At 64.0% G+C, this 14,355-nt stretch carries 10 protein-coding genes; 9 read left to right on the top strand and 1 reads right to left on the bottom strand.

Translation table 11 applies throughout. The annotated features are described in order from the left end of the window. The first annotated feature begins 151 nt into the window (after window positions 1-151). The 8 genes from BLS51_RS13715 (at window position 152) to BLS51_RS13680 (ending at window position 12,461) form a co-directional block, all read left to right on the top strand. Window positions 152-2,284: a glycoside hydrolase family 65 protein gene (locus tag BLS51_RS13715; RefSeq protein WP_217636479.1), complete on the top strand. Its 2,133-nt coding sequence runs from the start codon at window positions 152-154 to the stop codon at window positions 2,282-2,284. Between the two features lie 9 nt (window positions 2,285-2,293). Next, entirely contained in the window at window positions 2,294-4,117 is a 1,824-nt protein-coding gene (locus BLS51_RS13710) for a glycoside hydrolase family 28 protein (RefSeq protein WP_229207693.1), read from the top strand. A gap of 103 nt (window positions 4,118-4,220) precedes the next feature. Continuing rightward, the gene (locus BLS51_RS13705; RefSeq protein ID WP_090189001.1) at window positions 4,221-6,380 is read left to right on the top strand and encodes an ATP-binding protein; all 2,160 of its coding nucleotides are present in this window, start codon (window positions 4,221-4,223) and stop codon (window positions 6,378-6,380) included. A 100-nt stretch (window positions 6,381-6,480) separates the two neighbouring features. After that, complete coding sequence (locus BLS51_RS13700) at window positions 6,481-7,887, top strand: ATP-binding protein (RefSeq protein ID WP_090189002.1); 1,407 nt, start codon at window positions 6,481-6,483, stop codon at window positions 7,885-7,887. Then, complete coding sequence (locus BLS51_RS13695) at window positions 7,887-8,567, top strand: response regulator (RefSeq protein ID WP_090189003.1); 681 nt, start codon at window positions 7,887-7,889, stop codon at window positions 8,565-8,567. The genes BLS51_RS13700 and BLS51_RS13695 overlap by 1 nt, the downstream gene beginning before the upstream one ends. A 25-nt stretch (window positions 8,568-8,592) precedes the next feature. After that, on the top strand, window positions 8,593-9,321 hold the full coding sequence (locus tag BLS51_RS13690) for a gluconate 2-dehydrogenase subunit 3 family protein (protein WP_090189004.1): 729 nt from the start codon (window positions 8,593-8,595) through the stop codon (window positions 9,319-9,321). 5 nt (window positions 9,322-9,326) lie between these two features. Then, entirely contained in the window at window positions 9,327-11,102 is a 1,776-nt protein-coding gene (locus tag BLS51_RS13685) for a GMC family oxidoreductase (protein ID WP_090189298.1), read from the top strand. 12 nt (window positions 11,103-11,114) lie between these two features. Then, window positions 11,115-12,461 (top strand): cytochrome c, encoded by a 1,347-nt coding sequence (locus tag BLS51_RS13680; protein WP_090189005.1) that lies wholly within the window; start codon window positions 11,115-11,117, stop codon window positions 12,459-12,461. 6 nt (window positions 12,462-12,467) lie between these two features. Here the strand turns inward: BLS51_RS13680 and BLS51_RS13675 are convergent, their stop codons facing one another. Continuing rightward, window positions 12,468-13,421: a LysR family transcriptional regulator gene (locus tag BLS51_RS13675; RefSeq protein WP_090189006.1), complete on the bottom strand. Its 954-nt coding sequence runs from the start codon at window positions 13,419-13,421 to the stop codon at window positions 12,468-12,470. Window positions 13,422-13,523: 102 nt separating this feature from the next. Here BLS51_RS13675 and BLS51_RS13670 point away from each other — a divergent pair, with 102 nt between their 5' ends. Next, window positions 13,524-14,306, top strand: a complete 783-nt coding sequence (locus BLS51_RS13670) for a TauD/TfdA dioxygenase family protein (protein ID WP_090189007.1) — start codon at window positions 13,524-13,526, stop codon at window positions 14,304-14,306. The last annotated feature ends 49 nt before the right edge of the window (window positions 14,307-14,355 follow it).

The following is a 14,355-nucleotide window of genomic DNA, read 5'->3' as shown; positions in this document are numbered from 1 at the left end:
GCGGCACAGCCGATAGTCGGAGCTTGCGATTCGCACGTCAATCGCCCGGCGATTCCTGCACGCGACAAAAAACGCTATAGTCAACAAGTTGATTAATTGGAGCCGAAAACTGTTGCGTTTGGTGGGTATGATCGACGTTCCCGAGCGATTGATGAGCGATATGAACCTCTATGCGAAGCGCATCCTGGCGCTGGTAGTCATCGTGACAAGCGGCGTGGCGCTGGCGGCGCCGATCGACAGGCCGGCTTTGGTGCAGCGCCACAATCCGCAGTTGAAGGCGATAGATCCCTGGGCGCCGCTCAGCGTAGGCAACGGCCAGTTCTGTTTTACCGCCGACGTCACCGGCTTGCAGACTTTCCCCGATCACTACGGCAGCAAAGGCATCGCGCTGGAAACCCAGGCGCGCTGGTCCTGGCACGAGGACGCCAATCCACATGGCTACAAGCTGTCCGACGCCAACCGCGATTACACCGCGCATGGCAAGACGGTCGGCTACCCGACGCAGGCGACCAGCCCGGCCGGACTCTGGCTGCGCGCCAATCCGCACGCCTGGCCGCTGGGCCAGCTCGGTCTGCGGCGCGGCGATGGCTCAGCCTTGTCCATGGCAGATATCCGCAATATCGACCAGAAGCTGGATATGTGGAAGGGCGTGCTGATCAGCCGCTACACGGTGGATGGCCAGCCGGTCAGTGTGATGACGGCGGTGAGTCCGGCGCAGGATACGCTGGCGGTGCGCATCCAGTCGCCGCTACTGGCCAGCGGCAAGCTGGCGCTGCGGCTGGCGCTGCCGCGCGGCTATGACCTGACAGTGAAACACAATCCGCCGCTGGACTGGACGTTGCCGGCATCGCACACCACCCGCGTGGTGGCGCAGAGCGAGCGCTCGCTGGTGCTGGAACACACGCGCGACGCTGCGCGCTACGCGGTGGGCTTGCAGGCCGCCGCGCCGCTGCGGATTACTTTGCCGGCGCGGCATGCCTTCCAGATCGCGCCGGTGCAAGGCGAGACGCTGGACTTCACCTTGCGCTATGCGCCGGGGGGCGGTGCACTGGACGTGGCAAAGGCTGCCACTACGGGCGACGTCATCGCGCAAAGTGCGCAACACTGGCAGGACTTCTGGCGCAACGGCGCGGCGGTGGATTTCAGCGGCAGCACCGATCCGCGCGCGGCCGAACTGGAACGGCGCGTGGTGCTGTCGCAATACCTGACGGCGATCCAGTTCGGCGGCGACTTCCCGCCGCAGGAAAGCGGCTTGACCACCGCCACCTGGTTCGGCAAGCACCACACCGAAATGATCTGGTGGCACACCGCCCACTTCGCGCTGTGGGGCCGGCCGCAATACCTGGAAAACGCGCTGCGCTGGTATCAGAAGACGCTGCCGGTGGCGCGTCAGATCGCCCAGTCACGCGGCCTGAAGGGGGCGCGCTGGCCAAAGATGACTGGCCCCTATGGCCGTGAAAGCCCGGGTGGCAATCCGCTGATCGTCTGGAACCAGCCGCACATGATTCACCTGGCCGAGCTGCTGTATCGCGGCGCGCCATCGCGGGCCACGCTGGAACGCTATAGCGAACTGGTATTCGCCACGGCCGACGCCATGTCGTCGATGCTGCACTGGGACGGCCAGCGTTATGTGCTTGGGCCACCACTGTGGATTGCGCAGGAAATCTACGACCAGTCCACTAGCATGAATCCCGGCTATGAGTTGAGCTACTGGGCCACCGGCCTGGCGCTGGCGCAGCAATGGCGCGTGCGCCTCGGCCTGCCGCTGGATGCGGAATGGGAAAAGCAGCGGCTGAACCTGTCCGCCTTGCCGCAGAAGGATGGCAAGTATGTCGCCATCGAGTCCACGCCGGATACCTGGGATAACGTGGAAAGCCGTCACGATCATCCATCGTTCCTGATGGCGCTTGGCCAGTTGCCGGGCGCTGGTGTCGACCGCGCCGTCATGCGCCGCACGCTGGATGCGGTGCTGAGCGACTGGGACTTCCACAAGAAAATCTGGGGCTGGGACTATCCGATGATCGCGATGACCGCCGCGCGCCTCGACGCGCCGCAGCAGGCGGTGGATGTGCTGCTGAAGACGGACGGTCCCAACAACAGTTACACCGCCGCAGGGCATAATCCGAATACCGGCCTGCCAGTCTACCTTCCCGGTAACGGCGCGCTGCTGGCCGCAGTCGCCATGATGGCCGGCGGCTGGGACGGCGCACCATCGCTGCCAGCGCCCGGTTTCCCGCAGCAGGGCTGGACGGTGCGGGCGGAAGGCTTACAACCATTGCCATAAGGAGTTATCTTGCGTGAACCAGTTTTCAACCTGCGCCGGCGTGATTTCGTCCGTGCAGGCGCCGGCGTGATGGCCGGCTTCGGCTTGCCGTTGGGTGTCGTCCAGGCTGCTGCCACCACGGCGCGTGATCCATGGGCCGAAGCAGACGCGATCATCGCGCGCTGCAGGCAGCCGATCACCTTCCTCCAGCAGGATTTTGTCATCACCGCTTACGGCGCCAAGCCTTGCGACGTGGCGCAGGTGGACGGCTTTGCCGGCTATCGCAAGCCGGGCAAGGTCAACGCGCCGGTGGACGGTGCGCCGGACAGCCATAGCGCCATCAAGGCCGCCATCAACGCCTGTCATGCGGCGGGCGGCGGCAGGGTGGTGATCCCGGCGGGGAACTGGCTGTGCTGCGGCCCGATGGTGCTGCGCTCGAATGTGCACGTGCACCTGTCAGCTGGCGCACATCTGTACTTCAACAATAATCCGCTCGATTACGCACGCGATGGCGACGTCGATTGCGGAGCGAATGGCAAGCTGACCATCTCGCGCTGGCAGAGCAACGATTGCCTGAACTATTCGCCGCTGGTCTATGCGTATGGCCAGCAGAACATCGCCCTCACTGGCGATGAAGGCAGCGTCATCGATGGCATGGGCGGCGTGCCGTTCAAGGACAGCAAGGATTGCTGGTGGGGCTGGGCCGGCCACAAGGCGGACGGCGCACCGCCCGATGATCGCCAGAGCGTGGTCAATCCGCGCAATCCGGCCACGCTGGATGCGCTGGCGCCATCGCTGGACCCGGCGCTGCGGCGGCAGATCGAAGGTGGCCGCGAGACCTGGCGTTCGGACCACTACTTCCTGCCGGCGCTGTCGGAGGCGGGCGTGCCGGTGGCGCGGCGCGTGTTTGGTATCGGCCACTTCCTGCGGCCGTGCATGGTGCAGTTCATCGGCTGCACCAACGTGCAGTTGCAGGGCTATCGCGTGGAAGGCGCGCCGTTCTGGCTGCATCATCCGGTCAACTGCCGCAATGTCTGGTTCCGCAATGTGCAGATGAACAGCCTCGGCCCGAACAGCGACGGCTTTGATCCGGATGGCTGCGACCATGTGCTGGTCGAAGGCTGCACCTTTAACACCGGCGACGACTGCATCGCTATCAAATCCGGCAAGAACCTGGATACGCAATTCGGCCCGAGCCGCAACATCGTCATCCAGGATTCCGTGATGAACAGCGGCCACGGCGGCGTCACGCTGGGCAGCGAGATGGCGGCCGGCATCGAGAACGTGTATGTGCAGAACGTCGAGTTCCGCAACGTGCACTGGGCCAGCAATCCGCTGTGGTCGGCGATCCGGCTGAAGACCAATATGAACCGTGGCGGCTATCTGCGCCATCTGTACGCGCGCAAGCTGACGCTGCCGAACGGCGTGAAGACGCAGCCGATGTTCAGCAAGCGCCTGCCGGATTCCGAAGTCGGGCCGGATATTGCTTCCGCTGGCGGCGGCGCGGTGATTGTCTTCGATTGCGATTACGCGCCGGCGGATGACGTCATGCGCATCCGACCACCGCAAGTGTCGGACGTGCACATCAGCGGCATCCGCGCTGCCAATGTGCAAGTGGGCGGCACACGGCACTCTTGCTACCAGGCCTTTGTGCTACTGGGACCGCTGGCCACCAGCTACAACGGCGCCGGCAAGGCGGCGATCGCGCCGATCACCAACGTCAGCATCAGCGACAGCGATTTCGGCGATCCGAGCAACAGCAACCAGCCATGGTTCATCCACAATGTACAAGGGCTGAAGCTGTCGAACGTGCGTATCTCCGGCAAAACCTACAATGTTACGTTGTCCCGCTAGAGCATCTATAAGTACGGTAGCGAACATAACGTGCGTTGGCCTATCTGTGTTGACTTCAGAGTGATAAAATCATAGTCCTACCCTCTGAAAGCGATACCGCGCAATGCAAGCGATCGATCCCGTCACGCTGGACAATTGTGCGGATGAGCCTATCCACATTCCTGGCAGCGTGCAGCCGCATGGCGCGTTGCTGGCTTTCGACGCCGACGGTATTCTGTTGGGCTGGAGCGACAACAGCCCGCAGTTGTTGAATTTGAAACTTGTGTTAAACACGCCACTGGCTGCGCTGCCGCTGCCGGCCGAAGTCCATCAGGCTGTGGCCGAATGCCTGGATGGCGTCGAGGACGGCGAGGCGCCGGCCACTGCGCTGGAAGTCAGCGTTGGCGCGGTGCGGTTTGATTGCATCGTGCATGTTTACCACGCCCGCCTGATCATCGAATTTGAGCGCCGCGACACGCCGAGCGACACCGTCGCCGCCTTTGCACTGAAGGCGCACGCCGCCATCGATCGCTTGAAGCGACAGAAATCCATCGACGCGCTGTTGCAGCTGGCAACCGACCAGGTGCGCGCCATCACCGGCTTCGACCGCGTGATGGCCTACCGCTTCCACCTGGACGACAGCGGCGACGTCACTGCCGAGTCGCGCCGCGAGGACCTGGAACCCTACCTGGGCCGCCGCTATCCGGCCAGCGACATTCCAGCGCAGGCGCGTCGGCTGTACATCATCAACACGCTGCGGCTGATTGCCGACATCAACTACACGCCATCGCCGCTGCTGGGCCGTCCCGGCGATGTGCCGCTGGACCTGAGCCATAGCGTGCTGCGCAGCGTCTCGCCGATCCACATCGAGTATTTGCAGAATATGGGCGTAGGCGCATCGATGAGCGTGTCGATCGTGGTTGCTGGTCGCCTGTGGGGCTTGCTGGCCTGTCACCATATGTCACCGTTGCAGGTGCCGTACTCGGTGCGCATGGCAGCCGATGTGATGGCGCAGGTGATTGCTTCGCTGGTGCAGTCGATGGAAGCGCGCGCGAATGCCAGGCTGGTCGAGCGGTCGGCCGAGGTGCGCACGCGCGTCATGGAGACCCTGCTGCACCACGACGAGCCCGCCCGCGCGCTGCTGGAACATGCGCCGGCGCTGTGCGAGTCCTTGCAGGCCGAGGCATTGATTGTTACCCAGTACGGTAAGCTGGTGGTGCATGGCGATATCAGCGCTGATTTGGCCGCGCACATCGTGGCGTCGTTGCCGGCAGAGGGCCATGACCTGGTCGAGTACACCGCCGTTGGTGACTGGCCGCCGCAGATCCGGCCGCTGCTGGCGCCGTGGGCCGGCTTGCTGGCATTGCGCTTCGATCCCGCCACCTCGGGCTGGTTGCTGGCTTTGCGCCGCGAACAGATCCACACCATCTGCTGGGCCGGTCGTCCGGAAAAAGTCGTGCGCATCGGCCCGCTGGGCCCGCGCCTGACGCCACGCGGTTCCTTCGACGAGTGGCGCGAAATGGTGCGTGGCCGCGCCGTGTCGTGGGATGCAGCTGAAAAGCTGGCAGCCAGCCAGCTGCTGGGCGAGATGCACCGCGCCAGCGTCGCCAAACATGTAGAGACGGACCGCGCCCGCGCGCAGCTGCTGGCAATGCTGGGCCATGACCTGCGCGGCCCGCTGCATTCGATCAATATGGCGGCCACGGTGCTGCAACATGGCGGCGCCGCCAGCACCATGAGCAGCCGCATCCAGGCCTCCAGCACGCGCATGGAGCGCCTGATCAGCCAGGTGCTGGACATGAGCCGCATCAACGGCGGCCTAGGCCTGGGCCTGGCGCGCAGCCAGGTCGACCTGGTGCCGCTGCTGCAGGATTTGCTGGATGAAGTGCGCACCGCCTACGCGGAATTGCGCATCGACGCCAGCCTGCCGGCCGCGCTGGTGGCCGAGGTTGACGGCGACCGCATGATGCAGGTGGTGAGCAACCTGGTCAGCAACGCCCGCCATCATGGCACGCATGGCGAGACGATCGAGGTGCTGATGACGGAGCGCGACGACGCGGTACTGCTGGAAGTGCGCAACGTGGCGCCGGCGATACCGGCCGAGCTGCTGCCCACGCTGTACAGTCCGCTAAAGCACGCCTCGGTCGGGAATGTACGTAACCGTGGCGGTCTGGGTCTTGGCCTGCACATCGCGCAGCAGATCGTGCAGCAGCACGGCGGCGACATCGTTTACCGCTATGATGCGCCGCACGTTGTCTTTGCTGTAACGTTGCCGCGCGGCTGACACTATACACTTCCACAACAATGTGGAGTTTCTGTGAAGAATTACGGTAGTTTCCGCCAGCACGCTTGAAGGCGGCCTGCCGTCGTGGCTAAATGGCCTGATGGTCAAGATCGGTATCACTGCCCGCTTGTTTCTTTCCTTGCTGATCGTCAGTGTGTTGACGGCGGTGGGGGTAGGGCTGGGCACGCGCTGGAGTTTCAAGCGCGGCTTCCAGGGTTACCTGAACGAAGTCGAGGCGCGCCGCATGGAAGCGATGGCCTATGAGTTCGCGCAGGCCTACCAGGAGCACGGCAACTGGGACTTCATCCGGCACAACCGCGCCGCCTGGGAGCGCTACACCGGCGCCATCGGCCGCGAGCGCGCGACGTCGCCGCGTCCCGGCGGCGATTCCATCTACTACGCTGTTCCCGACAAAGCCCCGCGCCGTTTGGGTCTGTACGATATGCAGGGCAACCATCTGGCCGGCAACCTGCAAACCGGCGACGACCTGCGCTACCAGCCGGTGCTGGTCAACGGCGTGGCGGTCGGCACGCTGGCCGGTGCGCCGCTACGCGGCTTGCAGGAAGAAGCCGAACTGACTTTCCAGACGCAGCAGCAGCGCGACAGCCTGTTCATCGGCCTGGCGACACTGGTGCTGGCGGCGCTGGCAGCGATCCTGCTGGCGCGCAGCTTTGTGGCGCCAACGCGGCGCCTGATCGCCGCAGCGTCGAAGGTGGCCGAAGGCGATTACGGCGTGCGTGTGCCGCACGCGCAACGCGATGAGCTGGGCACGCTGGCGCGCAACTTCAATTTGATGGTGGCCACGCTGGAAAGTAACGAGGCGCTGCGCCGCCACTTCATGGCCGACATCTCGCACGAGCTGCGCACACCGCTGTCCGTCTTGCAGGCGCAGCTGGAAGCGATGGAGGATGGCATCGAGCCGATCAACAATGACAGCCTGCAGGCATTGTTGGACGAGGTCGCCACACTAAGCCGGCTGGTGGACGATATGCGCCAGATCACGCTGTCCGAAGTGGGCGCCTTCAATTACCGCCGCGAGCCGCTCGACCTGGCCGCACTGCTGCGCAATGAAATCCACAAGTGGGGCGAGCCGCTGGCGCAAGCCGGCATGGAAATCATCGTCGACAGCCCGGAGGTGATGATGGTCGACGGCGATACCGTGCGCCTGCGCCAGCTGCTGCGCAACCTGTTCAACAACACGCTGCGGCATGCCGATGGCGCCACCCAGCTGGGCATCGGTCTGCACACCTTGCGCAGTCAGGCGGTGCTGACCTTGTCCGACAACGGCGTCGGCGTCAGCGATGCCGGCCTGCCGATGCTGTTCGAACGCTTCTGGCGCGGCGACCGCGCACGCAGCCGCGCCACCGGCGGCAGCGGCCTGGGCCTGTCGATCTGCCGCAGCATCGTCGAGGCGCATGGCGGCAGCATCACCGCCACGCATACCCACACCGCCGTGCCACGCGGCCTGTCGATCCGCATCACCTTGCCGCTGGCGGGAGAATCCTGATGAAGCCGCAGCACGTACTGGTGGTCGAAGATGAACAGCGCCTGGCGCGCCTGCTGGTCAGCTATTTGCAGGCGGCCGGCTATCGCGCCAGCGCCCTGCACGACGGCCTGTCGGTGCAGGCCACGGTGGCCGGCGGCGATGTCGACCTGATCCTGCTGGACTGGATGCTGCCCGGCATGGATGGCCTGAGCCTGTGCCGCGCCTTGCGCGCCAACAGCGATATACCGGTCATCATGATGACCGCGCGCGCGCAGGAAGAGGACCGTCTCGACGGCCTCGACAGTGGCGCCGACGATTACATCTGCAAGCCCTTCAGCCCGCGCGAAGTGGTGGCCAGGGTCAGGGCGGTGCTGCGGCGCCGCCCGGCCGGCACGCCGCAGCCGGGCTTGCAGATCGACGACCAGGGCATGCGCGCTTTCGTGCATGGCAGGGAACTGGCGCTGACGCCGGTGGAGCTGCGCTTGCTGAAACGTTTGCGCGATGCGCCCGGCAAGGCCTTGTCACGTGATGACTTGCGCAGCTGGGTGTACGAGGACCGGCGCATCGTGCATGACCGCACGATCGATACGCATGTGAAGAACCTGCGCCGGAAACTGGAAGAAGCTGGCCTGGCCGAAGCGATTTCGGCCGTCTACGGGGTCGGCTACCGATGGGAAGCGCGCAGCGCGCAGCAACCCTGAAGTCTTATAAACCGAGGAGAAAGACATGTCTGACGACACACAGTCGCCGTCGCGGCGGAGCCTGATCAAAACCATGATGTTCGTGCCGATTGGCGCGGCTGCCGCCACCGGTGTGGTGCGCGCGCTGCAGCCGGCCACGGCGGCCGACGCCAACGCACCGGAGGGCAAGCCGAATACTTACACGCCGGCGTTCTTTAATCAAACTGAGTGGAAGTTCCTCAGCGCCGCAGTGGATCGTTTGATTCCGCATGACGAGCACGGTCCCGGCGCCATCGAGCTGGGTGTGCTGGAATTCCTCGACCGCCATATGCAGACGCCCTATGCGGCTGGCGATATCTGGTATATGCAAGGCCCGTACGTCAGCGCCAAGCCGGAGTTCGGCTACCAGGGCAAGCTGCCGCTGCGCGACATCCTCCGCGTCGGCATCAAGAACGTTGATGGCTATTGCGCCTCGCAGTTCGGCGGCAAGGCGTTTGCCGACCTGGACCGCAAGCAGCAGGAAGAAATCCTCAAGGGCTGCGAAGGCGGCAAGCTGAAGCTGGAAGATATTTCGGCCAAACTGTTCTTCACCAACCTGCTGAACGAGACGCGCAACGGCTATTTCGCCGATCCTAAACACGGCGGCAACAAGGACATGGGCGCGTGGAAGATGATCGGCTATCCCGGCATGCGCGCCGACTATCTGGACTGGGTGGAAGTTCGTGACAAACCGTATCCGATCGGCCCGGTCGATCTGGCTGGACGCAGGGGTTAATGATTATGACTATCGTAAAAAACAAAGTAGACGCCGTGATTGTCGGCATGGGCTGGACTGGCGCCATCATGGCCAAGGAGCTGACTGACGCCGGCCTGAATGTGGTGTGCCTGGAGCGTGGTCCGGACCGCGACACGCAGCCGGACTTCGCCTATCCGCGCGTGGTGGATGAGCTGGAAGGCTCGGTGCACCGTAAATACCTGCAATCGCTGAACAAGGAAACCGTGACCATCCGTCATGGCGTGAATGACTCCGCCGTGCCGTATCGCCAGATGGGCTCGTTCAAACCCGGCACCGGCGTCGGCGGCGCCGGCAGCCACTGGTCCGGCTGCCACTTCCGCGCACTGCCGGAAGACTTCAAGGTGCGCAGCAATATCGAGCAGCGCTATGGCAAGAAGTTCATTCCAAAAGAGATGACCATCCAGGACTTCCCGGTCACTTATGAAGAACTGGAGCCGCACTTCGACCATTTTGAATACGTGTGCGGCACCTCGGGCAAGGCCGGCGTCATCAACGGCAAGGTGGTGGAAGGCGGCAATCCGTTTGAAGGTTCGCGTGCACGTGAATTCGCGCTGCCGCCGAATCCAAATTACCTCGGTGGCGAACTGTTCTACAAGGCGGCGCGCGAGATGGGCTATCACCCGTATCCGATTCCGGCGTCGAACGCATCCGGCCCGTATGTGAATCCGTACGGCTGCCAGATGGGGCCGTGTAATTTCTGCGGCTTCTGTTCCGACTATGGCTGCCTGAACTACTCGAAGGCCAGCCCGAACGCCTGCATCCTGCCGGTGCTGCGTGGCCGCAAGGGCTTCGAGCTGCGCACGCTGGCGCAAGTGATGAAGGTCAACCTGACCGCCGACAAGAAGAAGGCCACCGGCGTTACCTACCTCGACGCGCAGGGCCGTGAAACCGAGCAGCCGGCCGATATCGTGCTGCTGTGTGCGTTCTCGCTGTTCAATGTGCACCTGATGCTGTTGTCGGGAATCGGCGTGCCGTATGACCCGGTCAGCAACACCGGCACCATCGGCCGCAATTATTCGTACCAGAACCTGAACCGCGTTTCGCTGTTCTTCGATGAAACCGTGCAGGCCAACCAGTTCATGGGCATCGGCGGCGGCGGCACCACCATCGACGATTTGAACGGCAACCGCAACGACAGCGCCAAGACCGGCTTCATCGGCGGCGGCATCGTCTGGGCACGCCAGCCGGGCGGCGGTCCGGTGCGTGGCATCGCCACCGCGCCGGGCGTGCCGAACTGGGGCAGCGGCTGGAAGAAAGGCGTCAAGGAAGCCTTCCGCCATTCGTTCTACTACGAAGTGCAGGGTTCGTGCATGGCCTACCAGGACGCCTACCTGAGCCTGGACCCGACCTACAAGGATGCCTTCGGCCGTCCGCTGCTGCGCATGACTTTCGACTGGCATGACAACGAGATCAAGGCGTCGCAGTACCTGGTGGAGAAAGCGTCGGACATGTGCAAGGTGCTCGGCCCGAAAGCGATCAAGGGCGACGCCAAGAAGGACGGCGACCACTACAACGTCACGCAGTACCAGTCGACCCACACCTGCGGCGGCGCCATCATGGGCAGCGATCCGAAGACCTCGGCGCTGAACCGCTATCTGCAATCGTGGGATGTGTCGAATGTGTTCGCACCGGGCGCGAACGCCTTCCCGCAAAACAACGGCTACAACCCGACCGGCATGGTTGGCGCGCTGACCTACTGGTGCGCCAAGGCGGTCCGCGAGCTGTATCTGAAGAACCCAGGCCCGCTGGTGCAGGCGTAAGGAGACGACGACATGAACAATATGACAAAAGGTTTGCTGGTCGTCGCCGGTGTGGTGGTGGTTGGCGTGGCGGGTGCGTTCATCTACGCTTCGCAGGCAACTGCCACCAAGGACATCGGCCCCGGTACGTTCAACCTATCGGCGCCGGATGCGCAGCTGATCGAGAAAGGCCGTTACCTGGCGGTGGCGGCGGACTGCGTGGCCTGCCACACGGCGCCGAACGGCAAGCAGTTTGCCGGTGGCCTGTCGATGGCGACGCCGATCGGCGCGATCTACAGTTCCAACATCACGCCGGACAAGGCGAGCGGCATCGGCAACTACAGCCTGAACGACTTCGACCGCGCCGTGCGGCATGGCATTGCGCCTTCGGGGGCGACGCTGTATCCGGCCATGCCGTATCCATCGTACGCCAAGGTGACCGATGACGACATGCGCGCGCTTTACGCCTACTTCATGCATGGCGTGCAGCCGGTAGCGTCTGCCAACAAGGGACATGCGATTGCCTGGCCGTTGTCGATCAACTGGCCGCTGGCGATCTGGCGCAAGACCTACGCACCTGCTGTCGAGCCGCTGGTGCTGAGCAAGTACCAGAGCGAAGCACTGGCGCGCGGTGCTTACCTGGTGCAGTCGCTGGGGCACTGTGGCGCTTGCCATACGCCGCGCGCGGCGACGCAGCAGGAACTGGCGCAGGACGAGTCGAATCCGCTGTTCCTGTCCGGAGGTCCGGTCATCGATGGCTGGCTGGCGGTCAACCTGCGCGGCAATCCGGCCGGTGGCCTGGGGCGCTGGAGCGAGCAGGATATCGTCGATACGCTGAGCAAGGCGCGTAACGCGCACTCTGCCGTGGTCGGTTCGCCGATGGCCGATGTGGTGGCGCACAGCACGCAGGCAATGACGCCGGAGGATCTGAAGGCGATGGCGACTTACCTGAAGTCGCTGACGCCCGGACCGGACGAGAAGGCGCGTTATGCGGTTAGCGATGTCACCGCCAAGGCACTGCGCGCCGGACGCGAGGAAAATCGCGGGGCGCAGCTGTATCTGGACAACTGCGCGGCCTGCCATCGCACGGATGCTGTCTCCAACGCCAAGGTGTTCCCGGCGCTGGCGGGCAATCCATCAGTGCTGTCGGATGATCCGACCTCGCTGATCCGCCTGATCCTGGCGGGCAGCAAGCTGCCTTCCACCAAGGGCGCACCGTCGGAGCTGGGCATGCCGGGCTTCGCGTGGCGTTTGTCGGATGAGGAAACCGCGCAATTGGTGACCTTCGTCCGTCAAAACTGGGGCAACCAGGCATCGGCGGCCAACGCCGGCCAGGTAGCGAAGATCCGCAAGCAGATCGACGCCGAGGGCAAGCACTAAAGCCCGTTATTCCGGCGCACGCGGAAATCCATGCTCCGCATGGACTCCCGCGTGGGCGGGAGCGTTGCTGAGGGACTCGGCCAGCAGGTCGGTGAACACGCGTATCTTCGATGCGCCACGCCGGTTGGCCGGGTACACCGCATAAATTCCCACATCCATCTCCCCAGGATTGGCCTGGTACTCGCCGAGCACGGCCACCAGCCTGCCGGCGTCCAGGTCGGCTTGCACCAGCCAGCCCGGCAGCAGTGCCAGGCCCAATCCTCCCAGCGCCGCCTGTCGCAGCATCTCCGAATTGTTGACTTGCAGGCTGCCGCTGACATCAACCTCCGTGGCCAGGTCGGCATTGCGCAGGCGCCAGGTGGCGCGATTGCCGCCGTAGGCGAACAGCAGGCAGTTGTGCTGGCTGAGCGCGTCTGGCGCCGGTGGCGCGCCGTGTTCCGCCAGGTAGGCCGGGCTGGCGACAATGTGGCGCCTATGGCCTGCCAGCTTGCGGGCGATCAGGTTGGGCTGCTGCTCCGGGTTGCCGATACGGATGGCGACGTCGATCGCCTCATCGACCATATTGCTCATGGCGTCGCTGAGGCGCAAATCAAGTTCCAGCCGTGGATAAAGGCGCCGCAGTTCAGGCAGCAAGGGCGCGATGTAGCGGATCGCCAGCGTGACCGGGGCGGCGATGCGCAACGTTCCGGCCGGTTCGGCGTCGCGGCCGGCGGCGGCGTCATCGGCTTCGTCCAGCGCCGCCAGGATGTGTGTGGCGTGATCGAAGTAGTTGCGGCCGCTGTCGGTCAGCGTGATGCTGCGCGTCGAGCGGTTCAGCAGCGGCGTATCGAGGCGCTGTTCCAGCGCATCCACCAGCCGCGTCACCGACGAGGTGGCCACGCCCAGCTGGCGCGCGGCAGCCGAAAAGCCGCCATTGCTGGCGACCAAACAGAAAGCTTTCAATTCCGCGAATCTATCCATATGTTGCGTCCTGCGCAAAGGTGTAAGCGAATTTGACTATCTTATCAGCAGATCGGTGCGGGATTATAGTCATTTCATACTCAAATGCTTTAGGAGATTAGTATGAACATCACCCCACTTTCTGTTGGTTTTGGCGCTGAAATCAGCGGTGCCGATTTGCGCTTGGCAGATGACAGCATGGCGCAACAGCTGCGTGCCGCGCTACTGCAATATGGCATGCTGGTGATACGCGACCAGTCGTTCACGCCGCCGGAACAGATCGCTGCCAGCCGCCTGTTTGGCAGCCTGGAGACTTTCCCGACGATGCGCGGCCAGTTGCAGGGCTGGCCGGAGATCTTCCGCGTCGCCAGCCGTCCGGAGGATGGCCACGTCGAGGTCGGCCGCTACTGGCATTCGGATGGTTCGTTCCGCGAGGATCCGACGCCGATCAGCTTCTGGTACTCGGAAGTGCAGTCCGAGGAGGGCGGCGACACGCTGTTCACCGACTTGCAACAGGCGTATGCCGAGCTGCAGCCGGACATCCAGCAGGAATTCGATGGCCTGCACACGGCGCACCGCAACGGCGTGATGCATCCGCTGGTGCTGAAGCATCCGAAAACCGGTGTGCCGGCGCTGTACCTGAACATCGGCCTCACCGCCGGCGTGCTGGGCCACGGCCCCGACCACTCGCGCGCGCTGATGGAAGCGGTCGACCGGCACTATTCGCGTGACGGCGCCACTTACCGCCACCACTGGCTGCCGGGCGACGTGGTGGTGGCCGACAACCTGCGTGTCGCTCACAAGGCGACGCCGATCACGCCGAACACCCGCCGCATCCTCAACCGCACCACCGTCCGTGCCGACGGCGTCATCTGGCACGATAACGGTGAAAAACAGGCCGCTTAGCGAAAATTTGCGTGGGGGATATGTTATTTCCCTCACGCACGATTGAAAT

Origin of the sequence: Duganella sp. OV510 (assembly GCF_900100205.1) — a bacterium.
Classification (GTDB): Bacteria; Pseudomonadota; Gammaproteobacteria; order Burkholderiales; family Burkholderiaceae_D; genus Rugamonas.
Note: the sequence above shows the minus strand (reverse complement) of the source record. Positions and strands in the feature narration are given on the sequence as shown.